Source organism: Streptosporangium sp. NPDC006013 (assembly GCF_040614275.1).
In the GTDB taxonomy this organism is placed as follows: Bacteria; Actinomycetota; Actinomycetes; order Streptosporangiales; family Streptosporangiaceae; genus Streptosporangium.
Map to the genome: position 1 here is coordinate 58,968 of NZ_JBEXUE010000001.1, position 18,188 is coordinate 77,155.

An 18,188-nucleotide genomic window follows, 5' to 3' on the forward strand; every position below is an offset into this window, starting at 1 on the left:
GGTTAGCCTTACCAAAACCTTTCTGATATCGACGGGAGGCCATCCGATGTCGCTGGGAAGTCACTCTGCGACCGGTGCCGGCCACTTCGGGACCGATCCGCTCTGGTGCGAGGAGTACGGCTACGGCCTGGGCACGCTCACCGGCATCCTGGTGCTCAAGTACCGTTCGGCGGCCGTGCTCGAATTCGGCCAGAGCAGGCAGGACTTCCTGCACCAGCTCTACTGGTCGCCCGACGGCGTGCTCTCCACCCGGTACGGTGCCGACGCGCAGTTCGTGGGCGCGCGGGAGGCGTTCTGGGCGCACCGCGCGGTGAGCCACGAGGTGCGGGCGGCGGACCGGCAGACCGTGTACCGGGTCTGCCTGCGCCAGGTGCCCGAGGTGCTCGGCGGGCTGCGCGCCGGCGCGGTGTCCATCGACGACGAGGCGGCCCGGCTCGTCCAGGCGATCGCCCGCCCGGGGTACGACGAGCAGGCGGCACTCGTCGCCCGCGAGCGCATCATGGCCGGACTCGGCGCGTCGACCCGTGACTTCGTCGGCCACCACGCCACCGGTACCGGATTCGCGATGACCGTCGCCCGCGCGCTGTCACACGACCCGGGCGACCCCGTCCTCCTTGAGGAGTGGGCCGAGCGGTTGCACGTCAGCGTCAAGACGCTGCAACGCGACTTCGTGCGCGAGTTCGGCATGCCCTACTCGCAGTGGCGCACCAAGCTGCGCCTGCGTGCCTCGCGGGTGCTGCTGGAGAGCCGGCCGGTGGCCGAGGTGGCCCGCCGTGTCGGATACGCGACCCCCTCGGCCTTCATCACGGCCTTCGCCAGGGAGTACGGATGCACGCCCGGCCGCTACGCGTTGCGCGAGGCCGATTCGGCCTGACGGTCCGGATGGCGGTGCCGGCGCCCTGCTCGACGAGGTGCGCGGCGTCGTGCCTGGATCCGTGATGGCCGGCACCCCGGGGCGTCCGGTGTCCGCTCCTCATTTGACTACGCACCAAACCGGGATATCGCCGATGGATAAATTCGATCCCGACGGGTCTCTCGTTCTCTCGGGCAGGTAGAACGTCGTTTTCGCGGAAGAAATCAAATCTCCTGTCGGAGAAGTAGATCCATCCGTTCCGTTTCCCCGTTAACTTGGGTGAATCAGCCGGCTGGTCAGGTGAGGGCGGTGGCGTGCGCGGAAAAGTTCTGCTGGCCTGGTTCGGTGCCAATGCCGAAGCGCTGATCGCGCTGGTGATCGCGGTTGTGGCGGGTGTGCTCGGGCTCACCGGTGTGGCATCGGTCGCGCATGTCAACAGCGCCATCCTGGTCACGCTCGCGGCGCTCTCGCTCGCGTTGCTGCGTGAGCGTTGGGGAAGGGAGTCCGAGCCGGATACTCGCAAGGCACTGCTGGCCGCCGGGGCCGCCTTGGAGCAGTTGCCCGATCAGCTTGAGCGGATCAACGCCGTCGATGACGTGATCTCCGATGCCAGGATCGCGCTGGACGAGGCGGCCAAGGTCAGGGTCCTGACCGGAAGCGAGATCTCCCGGGTCCTGGCCGAGGCCAGGAGCGAGGCCAAGGAATGGATTTTCAAGGGGGGCACGGCGACCTTCGTACGGGCGGTGGTGATTCCCGAATGTGTACGGCGGGCGCGGCATAACCGCCGGGAGTTGAGTATCCGGCTGGAGATCCTCGATCCGATGAATTATGAGCTGTGCGCGCGATACGCGAACTATTTCCGGCGCATGGTCGACGACCCGAACGAGGACGAGAGATCCTGGACGGCCAAGCAGACGCAGGTGGAGTTGTACGCCACGATCTTCGCGGCGTGCTGGTGGCAGCAGAGATACCCGCGCCTCAAGATCGCTGTGGGACTCTCGTCCACCATGACCATCTTCCGCTGGGACATGACGCAGGCGTGCGTGGTCATCACCGAGCGGGGCCCCCGCTTTCCCGCCATGCTGATCAAAGAAGGTCGCTTCTACTACGACTACTGGCGCAATGAACTGGACGAGAGTTTCAACCAGGCGCGGGCCGTGCCGTTGCGTCGCGCCCCGATGCTGAGCGATACGCCTACGGTGGAGGAAGCACGAGAACTGTTCACCCAGCTGGAGATGCAGCTTCCAGATGCCTACTCCGATTCGGACGTCGCAGAGGTCGTCAGGCACGCCATCGACGCCGACAATCCGTATGTGTGAGGTCGACCCGGTACGAGCTCTGCGTGACGGCGACACGGTGAGCCTGCGGCGGTGGGCGCGGGATACCATCACCGAACTGTGTTCGGGACGCCGTTCCATCAAGGCGGTCCGGCACCCCCTGGAGTTCGTGTGCCTGCCCCTGCGTCGGGACGGGTTGACCGGACTCTGCCTGCACCTGTGGGAAGGCGAGGGGGAGGAGGTGTATCCCGTCGTCCACGCGCACAGCTGGGACCTGTGCAGCTATGTGCTGTCCGGCACGGTGTTCAACGAGATATTCGAGATTCGTGACGACGCCGCCCGCCGGGGTCATCGCCTGTACCAGGTGGACAGTTCGGACGGTGTGGACGAGGCCCGGTTCACCGAGCGCTTCGTCACCTCCGTCCGCGAACGGCTGGAAGAGGTCCCGGAGGGACGGGTCTATCGCCTGGCGGCCGGGCAGTACCACCGCAGCGGGCATCGTGGCCGCACCGCCACCGTTGTGCTGGGAGAGCATCGTCCCGGAGTGCACAACCTGGTGCTGGGCCCGCTGGACGGTGAGCTGTCGACGAGCCGTCGTGAGTCGTACCCGGCGGACAGGGTCCTGGCCCTGTTGCGGCCTCTTGCCCATGCTCTGTGACGGGGCGGCACCGGATGGCCCGAACGGAAGGGGACCCGGGGCCGGCCGATGAGGTCGGCCGGACCCGGGCGGTGTGCGGGAGTGTCAGCAGAGCAACTCGAAGAGGGTCAGCCACCGGTCGGGGTGGACGAACGCCACCACCGTGTCGCGGTCCACTCGCGCCTCCGCGAACGCGGCGTCGACCCGGTGGGCCGCGTACCGCATCCGCAGCGAGGCGTGCAGCGAACCGCCAAGACCGGTGAAGCCGTACTCGACGAACTCGCGCCAGGCCGCGTCCCGCTCCGCGGGCAGCAGCCGGACACCGCGCGGCTCGATCCGCAGGATCGCCGAGTCGACGGCGGGCACCGGCCGGAAGCTCATCCGGCCGACGCGGCCGGCCAGCTCCCAGGAGTGACCCGGCCAGGTCAGCACGGTCAGCCTGCTCCAGCGGCCGAAGTCGCCGGACCGCTTGCGCGCGTACTCCAGCTGGGTGAGCAGGGTCGCCGAGGTGAGCGCGGGGGCGCGCAGGCACCAGTCGACGATCCTGGAGGTGATCGAGTACGGGATGTTCCCGGCGACCGCGAACGGTTCGCGCGGGGCCCGCGCGGTCAGGAAGTCACCCCTGATCACCTCGATTCTGTCGTCGCCGCGGGTGCGGGCGGCGAGCCTGCCCGCATGTCGCGGGTCGATCTCGTACGCCACGACCCTCGCGCAGCTCTCGGCGAGGGAGAGGGTGAGAGCACCCTCGCCCGCGCCCGGCTCCAGGACCAGCCCGTGCGATCCGGCCGCGGCGGCCATCTGCCGGACGGCGCGCGGATCGACGAGGAAGTTCTGCGAGAGGGTGCGTCTGGCCCGGTCGCGGTCATCGCGACCGCCGCCGTTCCTTACCTTTCTCTGGGTGTGCGAATGGTTTCCGTGCGCGAAGGAGTGCGCCACAGCCGTCGCCCTTTCGGGTCCGAGGTGAAAAAGGTCTCGGAAAGGCCCTGGGCGCGCATAGGGGACGCGTGCGGAACGGAGTGGAGGTCGACGCGTCCCTAGCGGGCCAGAGCCCGGCTGCCGCGAGGACGGATCACGTAGCCGACCAGAAGGTTGGCGAAGTACATGCACATGGCTCTGGACGCTACGGGCCCCTCTCGCCGGCTCGCAACGGATTTTCCGCTCCGTCGGAGGGGATCTGTTCTGGTGTTCGCCGTGGCGGCGTGCTCAGATAACCGGCGTTTGCCGATAATGCGGAGATCTGTGTTCGTGACGGCCACCAGGTTGTTCGCGACCGCTCAAGGAGAGAACCACTGATGATCACTTTGAACAACGGGGTCTCCATGCCCCGGCTCGGCTTCGGCGTGTACCAGGTGCCGCCGTCGGAGACCGCCCAGGTGGTGAGCGCCGCGCTGGAGGCGGGATACCGGAGCATCGACACCGCGAAGCTGTACGGCAACGAGCGGGAGGTGGGCGAGGCGCTGGCCGCCTCCGGCCTGCCGCGTGACGAGGTCTTCGTCACCACCAAGCTGTGGAACAGCGACCACGGCTACGACGCCGCCCTCGCCGCCTTCGACGCGAGCATGGAGCGGCTGGGCCTGGAGCAGCTCGACCTCTATCTCATCCACTGGCCCACCCCGGCCAGGGACCTGTACGTCGAGACCTGGAGGGCGCTGGAGAAGCTGTACACCGAGGACCGGGTCCGCGCCATCGGGGTGTCCAACTTTCAGTCCGCCCACCTGCTCCGCCTCATCGAGGAGTGCGACATCGTCCCGGCGGTCAACCAGGTCGAGCTCCACCCGGCACTGCAGCAGGTCGAGTTGCGCGAGTTCCACGCCAGGCACGGCATCGTCACCGAGGCGTGGAGCCCGCTGGCGCAGGGGGCGGTGCTCGTCGATCCGGTGATCGTCGACATCGCCGAGAAGTACGGCAAGACCCCGGCCCAGGTGGTCCTGCGCTGGCACCTCGACCTGGGCAACGTCGTCATCCCCAAGTCGGTGACGCCGTCGCGGATCAGGGAGAACCTCGACGTCTTCGACTTCGCCCTCACGGACGAGGACATCGTCGAGATCGCCAAGCTGGACACCGGGACCCGCATCGGCCCCGACCCGGACGCTTTCAACCGCTGAGTGCGGTGTCCGTGCCGTGGCGGTGAGCCGCACCGCCACGGCACGGACACGGCGTCGGGGACGCGATGCCGGCTCCCGGTGTACGCGGGCGTCCGAGCACGCGGCGCCGGGCGGGAAAGACGTGACGTCAGCTCTGTGAGATCCGCCGGCGCAGCCACGCGTAGGAGGCCTTGGGGGTGCGCCTCCCGGTGGGGAAGTCGACGTGGACGAGTCCGAAGCGCTGGCTGTAGCCCTCGGCCCACTCGAAGTTGTCCAGCAGGGACCAGACGTAGTAGCCGCGCACGTCCACCCCCTCCGCCCGCGCCCGCTCGACGGCCCCGATGTGGCCGTCGAGGAAGTCGATCCTGGCCTGGTCGTCGACCGTCCCGTCAGGGGCCGGCTCGTCGGGCTGGGAGCAGCCGTTCTCGGTGATGTAGACCGGCGGGAGGGCGTCGCCGTACCGGGCCCGGAGGCCGACCAGCAGCTCGCGCAGGCCGTCGGGGACGACGGGCCAGCCGAAGGCGGTGGTGGGGTAGCCGGTGACGCCCACGTCGGAGAAGGGGAGGCCCGCATCGGTGGGCGCGGCGATCCGGGTGGGGTTGTAGTAGTTGATACCGATGCCGTCGAGGGGCGCGCCGATCAGATCCAGGTCGCCGTCCCGGACACAGTCCAGGCTCACCCCGTACGCCGACAGGTCGGGATAGGAACCGAGCAGCACCGGGTCGTTGAACAGGCGGTTGTGCAGGGTGTCGTAGGCGTCGGCGGCGGCCAGGTCGGCGGGGTCGGCGGAGGCGGGCCAGACCGGGGTGCAGTTGTTGGTGATCAGGACCTGCTCCGCGCCGCGCGCCCGCAGCTCCCGCACGGCCAGGCCGTGCCCGAGCAGCTGGTGGTGGGCGGCGGGGAGCGCGTCCAGGAGCAGGGTCCTGCCGGGGGCGTGGGCGCCCAGCGCGTAGCCGAAGACCATGTGGACGAAGGGCTCGTTCAGGGTGATCCACATCGGGATCCGGTCGGCGAGCCGGTCGGCGACCGCCGCGGCGTACTCGGCGAAGCGGTAGGCGGTGTCGCGGTTCAGCCAGCCGCCCTCGTCCTCCAGGGGCTGGGGCAGGTCCCAGTGGAACAGCGTGGCCGCCGGGACGATGTCCCGCTCGCGGAGCGCGTCGGTCAGCCGGTCGTAGAAGTCCAGGCCGGCCTGGTTGATCGCACCCTTGCCGGCCGGCTGGACGCGCGGCCAGGCGATGGAGAAGCGGTAGGAGTTCACGCCGAGGCCGGACATCAGCTCGACGTCCTCATCCCAGCGGTGGTAATGGTCGCAGGCCACGTCACCGGTGTCGCCGCTGCGGACGCGGCCGGGCTCGTGGGTGAAGGTATCCCAGATCGAGGCGCCCCGCCCGTCCTCGGCGACGGCGCCCTCGATCTGGTAGGACGCGGTCGCCGTACCCCACAGGAACATTCCGGCCTCCAATGCATGAGTCTGGCTCATGTTAACCCCCGGGTCTGCTCGTGGGGGATGATAGGGGGATGACGAACGTCTCCGGGGGAACGCTTCGCCGCCGCCCTGCCCAGCGCCGCAGCCTGGAACGGGTCGAGCGCATGCTGGACGAGTGCGCGCGGCTGCTGGACGAGGTCGGCTACGAGGCGCTGACCACCAAGGAGGTCGCGCGCCGCGCGGGGGTGCCGATCGGTACCTTCTACCAGTTCTTCCCCGACAAGCAGGGGCTGGTACGGGCGCTGGCGCTGCGCAACCTGGAGGCGTTCCTCGGCCGGATCACGGCCAGGCTCGCGGAGGTGCGGCTCTCCAACTGGACGGAGATGGTCGACCTCGCGATCGACGAGTTCGTCGCGATGAAGCGGGCCACGCCGGGATTCGCCGTCGTCGACTTCGGGGAGGTGCTCGCCGCACCCGGCGGGCCCGTGGTCAAGGGGACCAACCGGATGCTCGACGCCGCACTGGAGAACAACGTCATCGTGGCCGACCGGCTCCGTACGATCACCGTCGAGCTGCTCGGCGCCCCGATCGGCCCCGAGCTGGATCGGGCGCTCTTCGTCGCGGTCGAGGCCGCCGACGCGGTGCTCAAGCTCGCCTTCCGCTCCCTGCCGGACGGGGACCCCGAGCTGATCGCCGAGTGCAAGCACCTGGTCCGCCGCTACCTGTCGGCGCACCTGCCGCAGGAATGACCCCGGGCACCCGCTCGCGTCGGCAGGCGTTCCTGCGCGCCGTACCCGGCCTTCACGGCAGGGTACGGCGTGGTCGCGGGCAGCTCTCCGTGACCTGGGGCGGGATCCCGGGGTCCTTCAGCGGGCGGCGTCCAGGCGGGCGCGGTGCTCGCCGTCGAGCTTGAGGTCCAGGGCGCCCAGGACCTCCTCCAGCTGGGCCACCGAGCTCACCCCGACGAGCGGGACCGTCGTGACGTCACCGCCGGTCAGCCAGGCCAGCACCACCTGGTTGACCGTCGCGCCCAGCTCGTCCGCGATCTCCCGTAGCGCGGCGAGCCCACGCGTGGTGCCCGGGTGGTCGTAGGCGTCCTGCATCGGCCGGTCCGCGCGGGTGTAGGAGCCGGCCATGAGCGTGTTGTACGCCCACAGGGTCAGACCGGGCTCCGAGCGCAGGTAGTCGAGCATGTCGTCCTCGACCAGGACGTGACCTGAATCGGGCAGCCGCGTCCCGTACCGGGGGTGCAGGTAGGTGTGGCGGAGCTGCACATGTGTGTAGAGCGGCCGGCCGGTGGCCCGAGAGGTGGCGCGGGCGCGCTCCAGACTCCAGGCCCGCACGTTGCTCGCGCCGATCTCACGGACCTTGCCCGCTCCGACCAGCTCGGCGAAGGCGCCCAGGGTCTCCTCCAGGGGTGTGGAGCGGTCCTCGATGTGGGCCCAGTACACGTCGACGTGGTCGGTGCCCAGCCGCCGCAGGCTGCCCTCGGCGGCGGCGGCGATCGCCTTGGCGGACAGGCCCTCGGCGGAGTCCAGGGTCCGGTCACCGGGGACGGTCGGCCGGGCGCCGCACTTGGTGCTCAGCACCACCCGGTCGCGGTTGCCCCGGGCGGCCAGCCAGCGGCCGAGGGCCAGCTCGCTCTCGTCGCCGGTGGCACCCTCCTTCCAGAACGCGTAGTTGTTCGAAGTGTCCAGCAGGGTGCCACCGGCCTCGGTGAACCGGTCGAGGATCGCGAAGGCGGTCTCGTCGTCGAGGAGGGTGCCGAAGGGAATGGTGCCCAGGGCGAGGGGGATGTGCGTCATGGGGACGACCTTGAATGCTGGAGTGGGCTCCAGGTCAAGCGGGTTCATCCAGAAATTTTTGGGCTTGACCTGGAGTGGGCTCCAGGTGGCATGCTGCCCAGGTGAGTGTGTACACACCGGGACAGGTGGTGGAGGAGACCGGCTTCAGCCTCGACACGCTCCGCTACTACGAGCGGATCGGGCTGCTTGAGTCGATCGACCGCAACGCGGCCGGACAGCGCAGGTTCACCGAGAAGGACGTCGGCTGGCTCGGCATGATCCGCTGCCTGCGCGACACCGGGATGCCGATCGCGGAGATGCTCCGCTTCGCCGAGATGACCAGGGCGGGCGACCACACGGTGCGCGAGCGGATCGCGCTGCTCGAAGCCCACGACCGGCGGGTGCAGGAGCAGGTCGACAACCTGCGCGAGCGGCAGGTGGCGATCCGGAACAAGATCGCTTTCTACCACTCGGTGGTCGACTAGCCCCGCTTGCCGCATCGTTGCCGATCGGCGGCCGTCGCCGATCCGACACCACGGGCGATCGGCCCGGGTGGAGGCCACGGCCGTGGACCATCGCGGCTTATGGTCGGCTAGAACCCGTACGGCGGCTTTGCCGCTGGTCGAGGTGCCCTTTTCGGTCCGGCTGTTAAACCGGTATCGGGGAGGGGTCATGGTCGCACCGCGCGCACGCCGGATCAACATTCCGCTGCGGCACGTCGCCCTGATGTGCGGCGGGATGCTGTTCGCCCTCCTCGCCAACGTGACCTACCTCCAGGGGCTGGACTCCGAGCGGCTCAACGAGGACCCGCGCAACCAGCGGACGATGATCGCTCGTTTTCACAGCCCCAGGGGGCAGATCCTGCTCCACGACGGCACGGTCATCGCGACCAGCCGGAAGGCCAGGAGCGCCACCTACCGGTATCAGCGGTTCTATCCCGATGGCCCGCTCTACGCGGCGATCACCGGGCACTTCTCGCTCCACGGCGGCGCGGGCATCGAGCAGGCGGAGGAGGCCCTGCTCTCGGGAGGCGACCCCCGGGTGAGGGTACGCGGGCTGGTCGGGGGCACCCGCGGCGGCGCCACGCTCCGGCTCACCGTCGATCGCGGCGCCCAGCGGGCCGCCTACGAGGGGCTGCGCGCCACCGGAAAGCCCGGCGCCGTTGTCGCGATCAACCCCCGCACCGGCGCGATCCTGGCCATGGTCTCGCTGCCCTCGTACGATCCCAACCTGTACGCGAGCTTCGACGCGGCCAGGCTGGACAGGGTGGACAAGCGGCTGCGGGGTGACCCCGCGAACCCGCTGCTGAACCGGGCGATCCAGCGGAACTACCCGCCGGGATCCACCTTCAAGGTCGTCACCGGCGCGGCGGCGCTGCACTCCGGGCGGTACGGCCTCGGCACCCACGTCAGCGCCCCGGCATCCCTGCGCCTCCCCGGCACCAGCACCTACCTGCGCAACTTCGGCGGCGATACCTGCGGCAACGGAAACCCGCCGCTGCTCCAGGCGTTCAAGCTCTCGTGCAACACCCCCTTCGCGAAGATCGGGGTCGACCTCGGCCAGGACGCGCTGCGCGAGCAGGCCGAGGCGTTCGGGTTCGACACGGACGATCTGGAGGTCCCCATGCCGGTGGCCAGGAGCGTCTACCCTCCCGTGCTGGACGACGCGCAGACCGCGATGTCGGCGCTTGGCCAGTTCGACGTCCGGGCCACCCCGCTCATGATCGCGATGATCGCGGCGGCGGTGGCCAACGACGGCTCGCTGATGCGCCCCCACCTCGTGAAGGACGTACGTCTCGCCGACGGCACGATGATCGACGAGACCGAGCCGTCGGCGTACCGCCGGGTGCTCGACACGGAGGAGGCCGAACGGCTCACCGTGATGATGGTCGCCGCCACCGGGAAGGGGGGGACCGGTTCCGCCGCGGCCATCCGGGGGGTGAAGGTCGCCGGCAAGACCGGCACCGCGGAGAACGCCACCAAGGGCAGGGCCCACGCGCTCTTCACCGGCTTCGCCCCGGCCGTCGCCCCCCGGATCGCCGTGGGGGTCCTGGTCGAGGGCGGCGGATCCGGAGGACGGGTGGCGGCTCCCATTGCCAAAGCCGTCATGGCGGCGTTTCTGGGTGGTCAGGCGGAGTAGGTGGTGGGTTCGGAGGACGGGTGGCGGTCTCTGTTGCCGGAACCGTTATTGCCAAAGCCGTCATGGCGGCGTTTCTGGGCGGTCAGGCGGAGTAGGCCCTGGCCTGGAGGCCGTAGAGGTCGGCGTACAGGCCGTCGAGGCCCATGAGCTCGTCGTGGGTGCCGTGCTCGACGACCTTGCCGTGGTCCAGGACGTAGATCCGGTCGGCGTAGCGGACGCTGGCCAGCCGGTGGGTGATCAGCAGGACGGTGCGCCCGTCGGCGTGCTGCCGGATGCGTTCGAACAGGGCGTGCTCGGCACGGGCGTCCAGGGCTGCGGTGGGCTCGTCGCAGATCAGCAGCGGGGCGTCCCTGTGGAAGCCGCGGGCCACCGCGATCCGCTGCCACTGACCGCCGGACAGCTCCTGGCCGTCCTTGAAACGCCGGTCGAGCAGTGTGCTGTAACCGTGCGGCAGCTCGGCGACCACCTGGTCGGCGCCCGCGACCTCGGCCGCCGCGACGAGCGCGGGTTCCCCCTTGTCGGTGCCCATGCTGATGTTGTAGCGGGCGGTCAGCGGCCAGCGGGTGTGGTCCTGGGCGATGACCGCGATGCGGTGGCGCAGTTCGTCGGGATCGACCCCGGCCAGATCGGTGTCGTCCCAGCTGACCCGGCCGCCGTCCGGTTCGTACAGCCCGGAGAGGAGTTTGGCCAGCGTGGTCTTGCCCGAGCCGTTCTCCCCGACGAGGGCGATCACCTCGCCCCTGTCGATACGCATCGTGAGTCCCTGGAGCGCGGGGACGGTGGAACCCGGGTAGGTGAAGACGACGTCCTCGGCGATGATCCGCTCGAAGCTCTCCGGCGCCCGCGCCGGCCGCCCGGCGGGCAGCCTGCGCTCCGCCTCCGCGCAGAAGTCGAGGAAGTCGGTGAAGTACAGCCCCTCCTCGTAGAGCCGGTTCGTGGCGAACATCAGGTTGGCCAGGTAGGTCTGGCCCGAGCGGATCGCCAGCACGGCGGTGCCCGCCACCGCCAGGGGGACCGCGCCCATCGCGAGCAGCACGCCCAGGGCCACGTAGACCACGGCGGTGCCGACCCCGCCCAGTGCCTCGCCGACGACCTTCGCGAGCACCTGCCGCCGGGCCAGGCCGAGCATGACCGTCTGCTCGGCGGTGGCCAGCGCGTCGTACATCCGCATCAGGAAGCCGCGCATGGTGAACGAGCGCACCTCGGCGGCCGGTTCGCGCTCCGCGAGCAGCTCCGCGATGATCCATTTTCGGCGGCGGGCGGGGATCAGCGCGTACATGGTGGTGTAGCGCATGCGCGCGGAGCGGACCGCCGCCCAGGCGTCGGGCAGCACCGCCAGCACCAGCAGCGGCAGCAGGACCGGGTGGAGCACCCCCAGCACGCCCGCTGCGGCGGCGATGCCGATGATCGCGGTCAGCGCGTTGATGGCCGTGACCACCACCTCGTCCGCCATGGACACCCCGCGAGCCCTGGCCCGCTGGAGCGTGTCGTGGAAGTCGGGGTCGTCGAAGGCCGCCAGGCCGACCTGGCTGGTCAGCCCGTACAGGCGCTCCTCGGCGATCCGGCCGACCTGGGGCTCTAACCGCGACTGAGCCCAGCCCGCGCCCGCCTGGGTGAGGGTACGCAGGGCCGCGGCCACGCCCACCAGGATCAGGCTCGGCAGGGCGGCCCGCACCCGCTCGGGAGTCGGGCCCGCCTCGAACAGCGCCGACAGCACCCCGGTCGTGGCGAGCAGCCCGAACGCGGTGAACACCCCGCCGAACAGGTTCAGCGTGATCGCGACGGCGGTGTCGCGGGGACTGGCCAGCCACGCCAGCCTGACGGCCTGCGAGACCAGCGCGGGAAGCCTGCGGGCGATGGTCAGGAAACCGACCTTCGCCATCTTGTCGGTGTGCGCGTACCAGTCGGAGAGGCTGAGCTCGCCAAGCTCGGGGGCCGGATCGGTGGGAGAGTCTGCCATGCGAGCAGTGTGAGCCGCCGCACCGGCGATGGCCATCGGATGGCCGGTTACGGTCGGCGTCACCTCGCCCGCGGACTGTCACGGTCCGCGACGGATCGCCGCTCCGAGACGGTGCGAGCGGTCGCGGCCGGGTGGCGGGGAGGCGGAACATGCCGGGACGGGATGATCTGTGGGCCGGAAATGGTCTAAGACTGGGCATGGTTCGGTAATTGATGTCACACTTTCTGTGACGGTTCTACCCGCGACCTCTTTAAGAGCCGATGACCCAGGAAACCGCACACGCTTCCCTCACCGGAGGCAACCTGCCTCTCGAACCCAACGGCTTCGTGGGGCGTGAAGCCGACGTGGAAGAACTCGCAGACCTACTGGGCGTCGCCCGGGTGGTGACCCTCTGCGGGGCGGGCGGCATCGGCAAGAGCAGGCTGGCGATCCGGGTCGCGACCCAGCTGGCGGAGGAGTTCCCCGGCGGTGTCTGGCTGGTCGAGCTGGCCGACGCGGTGCCGGGCGACCTGATCGAGCCCCGGGTGGCCGCCGTGCTCGGGGTCAAGGCCGAGCCGTCCCGCGCGCTGGCCGACACCCTGATCGACGCGCTCGGCGAACGGCGGCTGCTGCTGGTCATGGACAACTGCGAGTCGCTCATCGAGGAGTCCGCCAGGTTCTGCCGCGCCGTGCTCACCGTCTGCCCGGACGTACGCGTGCTCACGACCAGCCGCGAGCCCCTGCGGGTGGCAGGGGAGACCGTGTGGCGGGTGCCGCCGCTCAGCCTGCCCAGGAGCGAGGGCCACGACGTCGGCGCCAGCGAGGCGGTGCGACTCTTCGTCGACCGCGCCACCGCCGCCTCGCGGGGCTTCGCCATGACCGAGCAGAACGCGGCGGACATCGCCGGGCTCTGCGAGGCGCTCGACGGGATGCCGCTCGCCATCGAACTCGCCGCCGCCCTGTGCAGGGTGCTGACCGTGGAGCAGATCAACGCCAGGATCCGGGACCGGTTCCGGCTGCTGTCGGCGGGCGACAGAACGGCCCCGGCCAGGCAGCGGACGCTCAGGGCGACGGTCGACTGGAGCTACCAGTTGCTCAACGAGCCCGAGCGGATCCTGCTACGGCGGCTGGCGGTCTTCACCGGCGGCTGGACGCTCGACATGGCCGAGCAGGTCTGCGCGGGCAACGCCCTGTGGGCCGAGGACGTTCTGGGGGTGCTCTGCGACCTGGTCGACAAGTCGCTGGTCCTGGCCGACGCCGAGGTCGCGGGTGAGACGCGCTACCGCATGCTGGAGACGATCCGCGAGTACGCCGCGGAGCAGCTCGAAGCCTCCGGCGAGGAACCCGAGTTCCGGCGGCTGCACCGCGACCACATGATCGAGCTCGCCGCCCGGATCCACCAGACGATAGTCCGGCGGCCCCGGCCCACCTGGGCCGAGATCTGCCCGATGCTGGTCATGCTGGACGAGCTCCAGGCCAACGTCTGGGCGGCGGTGCGCTGGTCGGTCGAGGCCGCGAGCGACCCGGAGAGCGCGCTCCGCCTCCTGGTGCTGCTCCGCTGGCCGATCATCGCCGGGGGGAGGTTCACCCCGACCGACAAGTGGCTGGACCGCCTGCTCGACACCGCCCCCGAGGAACTGGCGCCGTACGTGCGCGGCGACGCCCTCGCGCTGCGCGGGCAGGTGGCCTTCGGGCAGGGCGACCCGGACACCGCGCAGAGCGCCTGCACCGCGGCGGTCGAGCTGTGCCGCGAGACGGGCCTGCCCGGGCCGCTCAGCGGCGCGCTGGCCATCCTCGCCTGGGTGGCGATCTACCAGCGCCGCCCGGAGCGGGCCAGGTCCCTGCTGGACGAGGCGCTGGAGGCCGTGCACACCGTCGACGACCCGTGGCACGAGACGGTCATCCGCTCCATGGAGGGCACTTTCGCACTGTCGGAGGGCAGGGCGAAGGAGTCGCAGCGCTCCTTCGAGGCCGCGCTGGCCATCGCCCACGAGCTGGACAATCACTGGGCCGCGCCGGTGGCCCTCATCGGTCTGGCCCAGGTCGCCTGGCTCCGCGGCGACCTGGCGGAGGCCCGTGCCCACTACGAGCGCGCCCTCGACATGCTCCAGGACATCACCGCCCACTGGCAGTCCATCACCTGCCTGTCAGGTCTTGGCCGGATCGCCCTGGCCCAGGGAGACCTCGTCACCGCGCGGGCCAGGCTGATCGAGAGCCTGCGGCTCTGCACCGGGACCGGCCAGCGGCTCGGCGTGGCCCGCCGGATCGAGACGCTCGCCCAGCTCGCCCTCGCCGAGGAGGACGACCGCAGGGCGGTCCGCCTGGCCGGCGCCTCCGCCGCGATCAGGAGCGCGATGAGCGGCGCCGTGCTGCCGCCCGGGTTCGGGGCACGGATGGAGGAGCTGCTCCAGCCCGCCCGGGTACGCCTCGGTGACGCGCTGGTCGCCCAGCTGTGGGCGCACGGCCAGGAGATGTCCCAGGAGCAGGCGGTCCGCTACGCACTTCAGCTCGACGAGCCGTGCGAGACGCCGGTGCTGCTCGGCAGGCCTCCGGTCATCGCCCCGCTGACCACGCTCACCTGCAGGGAGGCGGAGATCGCCGAACTGATCGCCAGGGGAATGAGCAACAGGGCCATCGCCGACGAGCTGGTGATCAGCCCCGCCACCGCGGCCAGGCACGTCGCCAACATCCTGGCCAAGCTCGGCTTCTCCTCACGCACGCAGGTCGCCACCTGGGTCGTCGAGCAGAATCGTTCCTGACCCGCGGGCCGGGAGCGGTCACCGGTCGTGGGCTCGGCCGCGGGGTGGCCGGCCCGGAGCCGGCGAGAATCCGCGGTCACCGGGTCGGCCGCTCGGGCTCTACACACTCCGGGCTACACATGTGCGGGCGTGAAGATACATCTCGGGATACCTAGTCCGGAGTATGTTCCGGGGCCGCCGCCCGCCGTACGTTTTCCTGGTGTTCGACCGATGACGTCCAGCCTTCCGCACCGTGCCGGCCACAGTTCCGGTCCGGAACGGCGGGTCCACACCATCCCGGGCGTCTCGGTCGAGCACGTCGCGGTCGTCGCGTGTCCCGGTAGACGGCGAGGTCCCCTCGGAGGGGTGGGGGCCGGAGCCAAGGGCCGCACGCGGCAGCGGGCTCGAGTCGCGCAGGGCTCGAGCCCGCCTTCCGTAGTGGGGGACTGCTCGGGGCGCTGCTTTCGGGGCCTGATTCGGGGGACTGCGGCGCGGGGGGATCACTGGACATCTGGGGCGGATGCCCCGTTCTTCGGGGAGGGGGAAGCACTGCTCGTTTTTCGCTTGGTGTGCGGGTGTGCCTCGGTGGGGTCGGGGTGTTCCGCGATGACCAGGTGAGGCATGTTCATCCGAACGCGGCGGGGCGCGCCCGTGTTCGCGCGGGGAGGCTTCGGGATTGCCCGGGCAGGCGAACCGGCGGACCCGACCGGCAGGTCGGGTGCTGGAATCCCCGGCTTTCAAGACATGGAAGGACGTCACGGGGCCGAATACACAGTCATCTACATACATCTGTCGATGCCCCTGTGGACAGGCGACCCTACCCTCATCGGAATGAGACCCACCTCGCCGTCCACCAGCTGCACACTCACCGAGGCGGTGTTCGGCTACGCGCACGGGCGAGGTGATCGGCCGGCCCTGATCGACCTCGGCGCCGGAATGGTGTACGGCTACCGCAGGCTGGCCGCGGAGGTGACCCGAGGAGCCTCGGGCCTGGTGCGGCGGGGGGCACGGCGGCGTCAGGTGGCCGGAATCCACGTGGACAGCGCGGTGGCCCAGACGTTGGCGGTGCACACGGTCATCGCGGCCGGAGGGGTGGCGGCGCCGATCACCTCGGGGTGCGCGGAGATGGCCGATCTGCTGGCCGAGTGGGAGGCGCGGCTGCTCATCACCACTCCGCGCCTGGCGGACGCCTCGTTGCGGGCCGTGGAGGACTCGCGGGTCCGGCAGGTGATCGCGTTCGGCCAGGCCCGCGACACCGTCGACTTCGCCGACCTGCTGCTCCTGGAGCCCGTCCCGCTGCCCTTCCTCGACCCCGCGGTGCAGCCCGCCCTGCTGATCGAGGACGGAGGGGTGCTCACCCACCAGGACCTGATCACGAGGATGAGCCTGCTCGACAGGGGCGCCGAGCTGGGGAAGTCCGACGTCCTCCTGGTGACCTGGCCACTGAGGTGCAGCCTGGCCCTGACCACTCTGATCGGGCTGGCGTTGATGCGCGGCTCCCTGGTCGTCGTGGCCCCGGGCCTCTCGTCCGAGGACCTGGCGGCGACCATCCATGACTTCGGCGTCACCGTCGTCGCGCTCTCCGACGGTGCGGTCCAGCGCGTCTGAGCCCGCCCACGGATCCCTACGAGCTCCTCTTCCCACGGCGGCATCGAGCGCCAAGACCGGGTTGCGTCCACGAACATGGCGTACGAGCAGCCGAATCCGGGGGAGCCGGTCACGGTTGTCCTCCACCCCGGTGCCCAATATGACCGCTTTGTTTCCTCCTAGGTGTTATTTCGCACTTCTCCACCTATGCGGTGCGCTGTGGTTTCGCGTGGGCGTGTGTCCGACCGGTCCGCTGTCACCGGAGGGTGTCATCTGGTGCTCATATCCCGGGATATTGAGCTGTTATCCGCGCGACCTTGACGGCGCTTGGTGCGGAGTGGCTTGATTGCCGTACTGACAACGTTGTCATATTTTCGGGGGTTTTGTGCACCCCAAACCCCGAAGGGACGGAGAGCTGTGCGACGACAGTGGATGGCAGCCGTCGCGGTCACCGTGGCGGGCCTGCTCGCCCTGACCGCCTGTGGTGACGGCGGCGGTGACGGTGCCACGCAGAGCCCGCAGGCCGACGCGAAGAAGAAGGTCGAGGTCTTCTCCTGGTGGACGGGACCCGGCGAGGCCGACGGCCTGAAGGCCATGAAGGAGATCTTCGAGAAGCAGAACGCCGGGCTTGAGTTCTTCGACGCGGCCGTGGCGGGCGGGTCCGGGGACAAGGCGCGGGCCCTGCTGACCACCAAGCTGCAGGCCCAGACCCCGCCGGACACCTTCCAGGGGCACGCGGGCGCCGAACTCCAGGGCTACATCAAGGCCGGGCAGCTCGAACCGCTCAACTTCCTCTACGACGAGCTCAAGCTGAAGGACGTCTTCCCCCAGCAGCTGATCGACCAGATCAGCGTCCAGGGCCAGGTCTACTCGGTGCCGGTCAACATCCACCGCTCCAACGTGATGTGGTTCAACCCGGCGGTGCTGAAGGAGGCGGGCGTCACCGAGGTGCCGAAGACGATCCCCGACTTCGTCGCCGCGCTGGAGAAGGTCAAGCAGAAGGGCAAGATCCCGCTCTCGATCGGCTCGGAGTGGACCATGGTCCACCTGCTGGAGAGCGTGCTGCTCGGCTCGCTCGGCACCGACGCCTACAACCAGCTCTGGACCGCGGGCTCCGACTGGTCGGGCCCGGCGATGACCAAGGCGCTCGACGACTTCAAGACGATCCTGTCCTACGCCGGTGACCCGGCCGACGACTGGCAGCCCGCGGCCAAGCAGGTGGCCGACGGCGAGGCCGCGTTCAACATCATGGGTGACTGGGCGTACGGCTACTTCCACAACCCGCCGGACGGCGGCCTGGGCAAGACCTCCAAGACCGACTTCGACTGGGCGCCCTCGCCGGGCACCGGAGGCACGTTCATGTGGCTCTCCGACAGCTTCACCCTGCCCAAGGGCGCGCCGAACCGCGACGGGGCGGTGGCCTGGCTGAAGGTGGCCGCGAGCAAGGAGGGCCAGGACGCCTTCAACCCGAAGAAGGGCTCCATCCCGGCCCGCAAGGACGCCGACACCGCCCTCTACACCGACTACCTCGCGGACGCGCTGAAGGACTGGGGCGGCGACAAGCTCGCCGGTTCCATCCAGCACGGCGTGGTCGTGAACGACGCCTGGCGCGTCGCGATCAACGAGGCGGTCGGCCTGTTCCACGGAGACAAGGACGTGGCCGCGCTGCAGAAGGCGCTGGCCGAGGCCGCGAAGAACTCCGGGCAGTGATTTTCGGTACGGCC

General features: G+C 70.0%; 14 protein-coding genes. 10 read left to right on the top strand and 4 right to left on the bottom strand.

The features are described 5' to 3' along the window. Positions 1-46: 46 nt before the first annotated feature. From ABZ260_RS00295 to ABZ260_RS00305, 3 genes are all read left to right on the top strand, one after another. Positions 47-874 carry an AraC family transcriptional regulator gene (locus ABZ260_RS00295; protein ID WP_355610729.1) on the top strand — a complete coding sequence of 276 codons (828 nt, stop codon included), beginning with the start codon at positions 47-49 and terminating at the stop codon, positions 872-874. A gap of 293 nt (positions 875-1,167) precedes the next feature. Next, positions 1,168-2,172 carry a hypothetical protein gene (locus ABZ260_RS00300; RefSeq protein ID WP_355610732.1) on the top strand — a complete coding sequence of 335 codons (1,005 nt, stop codon included), beginning with the start codon at positions 1,168-1,170 and terminating at the stop codon, positions 2,170-2,172. Beyond that, a complete protein-coding gene (locus ABZ260_RS00305; RefSeq protein WP_355610735.1) occupies positions 2,165-2,788 on the top strand; it encodes a hypothetical protein in 624 nt (207 codons plus the stop codon). The genes ABZ260_RS00300 and ABZ260_RS00305 overlap by 8 nt, the downstream gene beginning before the upstream one ends. 84 nt (positions 2,789-2,872) lie before the next feature. Here ABZ260_RS00305 and erm read toward each other — a convergent pair whose 3' ends face one another. Next, positions 2,873-3,703 carry an ErmE/ErmH/ErmO/ErmR family 23S rRNA (adenine(2058)-N(6))-methyltransferase gene (erm, locus tag ABZ260_RS00310; RefSeq protein WP_355610738.1) on the bottom strand — a complete coding sequence of 277 codons (831 nt, stop codon included), beginning with the start codon at positions 3,701-3,703 and terminating at the stop codon, positions 2,873-2,875. Between the two features lie 356 nt (positions 3,704-4,059). Between erm and ABZ260_RS00315 the strand changes: the two genes are divergently transcribed. Further along, on the top strand, positions 4,060-4,872 hold the full coding sequence (locus ABZ260_RS00315) for an aldo/keto reductase (protein ID WP_355610741.1): 813 nt from the start codon (positions 4,060-4,062) through the stop codon (positions 4,870-4,872). 127 nt (positions 4,873-4,999) lie between these two features. Here ABZ260_RS00315 and ABZ260_RS00320 read toward each other — a convergent pair whose 3' ends face one another. Next, a complete protein-coding gene (locus ABZ260_RS00320) occupies positions 5,000-6,301 on the bottom strand; it encodes a GH1 family beta-glucosidase (protein WP_355610838.1) in 1,302 nt (433 codons plus the stop codon). A gap of 68 nt (positions 6,302-6,369) precedes the next feature. On the opposite strand from ABZ260_RS00320, the gene ABZ260_RS00325 reads away from it, so the two are divergent. Then, entirely contained in the window at positions 6,370-7,026 is a 657-nt protein-coding gene (locus ABZ260_RS00325) for a TetR family transcriptional regulator (protein WP_355610744.1), read from the top strand. Between the two features lie 117 nt (positions 7,027-7,143). Here the strand turns inward: ABZ260_RS00325 and ABZ260_RS00330 are convergent, their stop codons facing one another. Continuing rightward, entirely contained in the window at positions 7,144-8,082 is a 939-nt protein-coding gene (locus ABZ260_RS00330; protein WP_355610841.1) for an aldo/keto reductase, read from the bottom strand. Positions 8,083-8,183: 101 nt separating this feature from the next. Between ABZ260_RS00330 and ABZ260_RS00335 the strand changes: the two genes are divergently transcribed. Together ABZ260_RS00335 and ABZ260_RS00340 are read left to right on the top strand one after the other, a co-directional pair. After that, positions 8,184-8,546 carry a MerR family transcriptional regulator gene (locus ABZ260_RS00335; RefSeq protein ID WP_350912094.1) on the top strand — a complete coding sequence of 121 codons (363 nt, stop codon included), beginning with the start codon at positions 8,184-8,186 and terminating at the stop codon, positions 8,544-8,546. A gap of 187 nt (positions 8,547-8,733) precedes the next feature. Next, on the top strand, positions 8,734-10,200 hold the full coding sequence (locus ABZ260_RS00340) for a penicillin-binding protein 2 (RefSeq protein ID WP_355610748.1): 1,467 nt from the start codon (positions 8,734-8,736) through the stop codon (positions 10,198-10,200). A gap of 82 nt (positions 10,201-10,282) precedes the next feature. On the opposite strand, the gene ABZ260_RS00345 is transcribed toward ABZ260_RS00340, so the two are convergent. Beyond that, entirely contained in the window at positions 10,283-12,160 is a 1,878-nt protein-coding gene (locus tag ABZ260_RS00345; RefSeq protein WP_355610751.1) for an ABC transporter ATP-binding protein, read from the bottom strand. Between the two features lie 344 nt (positions 12,161-12,504). Between ABZ260_RS00345 and ABZ260_RS00350 the strand changes: the two genes are divergently transcribed. The 3 genes from ABZ260_RS00350 (at position 12,505) to ABZ260_RS00360 (ending at position 18,174) form a co-directional block, all read left to right on the top strand. Then, a complete protein-coding gene (locus ABZ260_RS00350; RefSeq protein WP_355610754.1) occupies positions 12,505-14,898 on the top strand; it encodes a tetratricopeptide repeat protein in 2,394 nt (797 codons plus the stop codon). An 810-nt stretch (positions 14,899-15,708) separates the two neighbouring features. Continuing rightward, complete coding sequence (locus ABZ260_RS00355; RefSeq protein ID WP_355554286.1) at positions 15,709-16,485, top strand: AMP-binding protein; 777 nt, start codon at positions 15,709-15,711, stop codon at positions 16,483-16,485. A 396-nt stretch (positions 16,486-16,881) separates the two neighbouring features. Further along, positions 16,882-18,174 carry an ABC transporter substrate-binding protein gene (locus ABZ260_RS00360; protein ID WP_355610757.1) on the top strand — a complete coding sequence of 431 codons (1,293 nt, stop codon included), beginning with the start codon at positions 16,882-16,884 and terminating at the stop codon, positions 18,172-18,174. Positions 18,175-18,188: the final 14 nt, after the last annotated feature.

Coding starts and splice junctions, on each gene's coding strand:
- ABZ260_RS00320 (WP_355610838.1), bottom strand. CDS start 6,301: ATGTTCCTGTGGGGTACGGCGACCGCGTCCTACCAGATCGAGGGCGCC.
- ABZ260_RS00325 (WP_355610744.1), top strand. CDS start 6,370: ATGACGAACGTCTCCGGGGGAACGCTTCGCCGCCGCCCTGCCCAGCGC.
- ABZ260_RS00295 (WP_355610729.1), top strand. CDS start 47: ATGTCGCTGGGAAGTCACTCTGCGACCGGTGCCGGCCACTTCGGGACC.
- ABZ260_RS00305 (WP_355610735.1), top strand. CDS start 2,165: ATGTGTGAGGTCGACCCGGTACGAGCTCTGCGTGACGGCGACACGGTG.
- ABZ260_RS00355 (WP_355554286.1), top strand. CDS start 15,709: ATGAGACCCACCTCGCCGTCCACCAGCTGCACACTCACCGAGGCGGTG.
- ABZ260_RS00315 (WP_355610741.1), top strand. CDS start 4,060: ATGATCACTTTGAACAACGGGGTCTCCATGCCCCGGCTCGGCTTCGGC.
- ABZ260_RS00330 (WP_355610841.1), bottom strand. CDS start 8,082: ATGACGCACATCCCCCTCGCCCTGGGCACCATTCCCTTCGGCACCCTC.
- ABZ260_RS00345 (WP_355610751.1), bottom strand. CDS start 12,160: ATGGCAGACTCTCCCACCGATCCGGCCCCCGAGCTTGGCGAGCTCAGC.
- ABZ260_RS00340 (WP_355610748.1), top strand. CDS start 8,734: ATGGTCGCACCGCGCGCACGCCGGATCAACATTCCGCTGCGGCACGTC.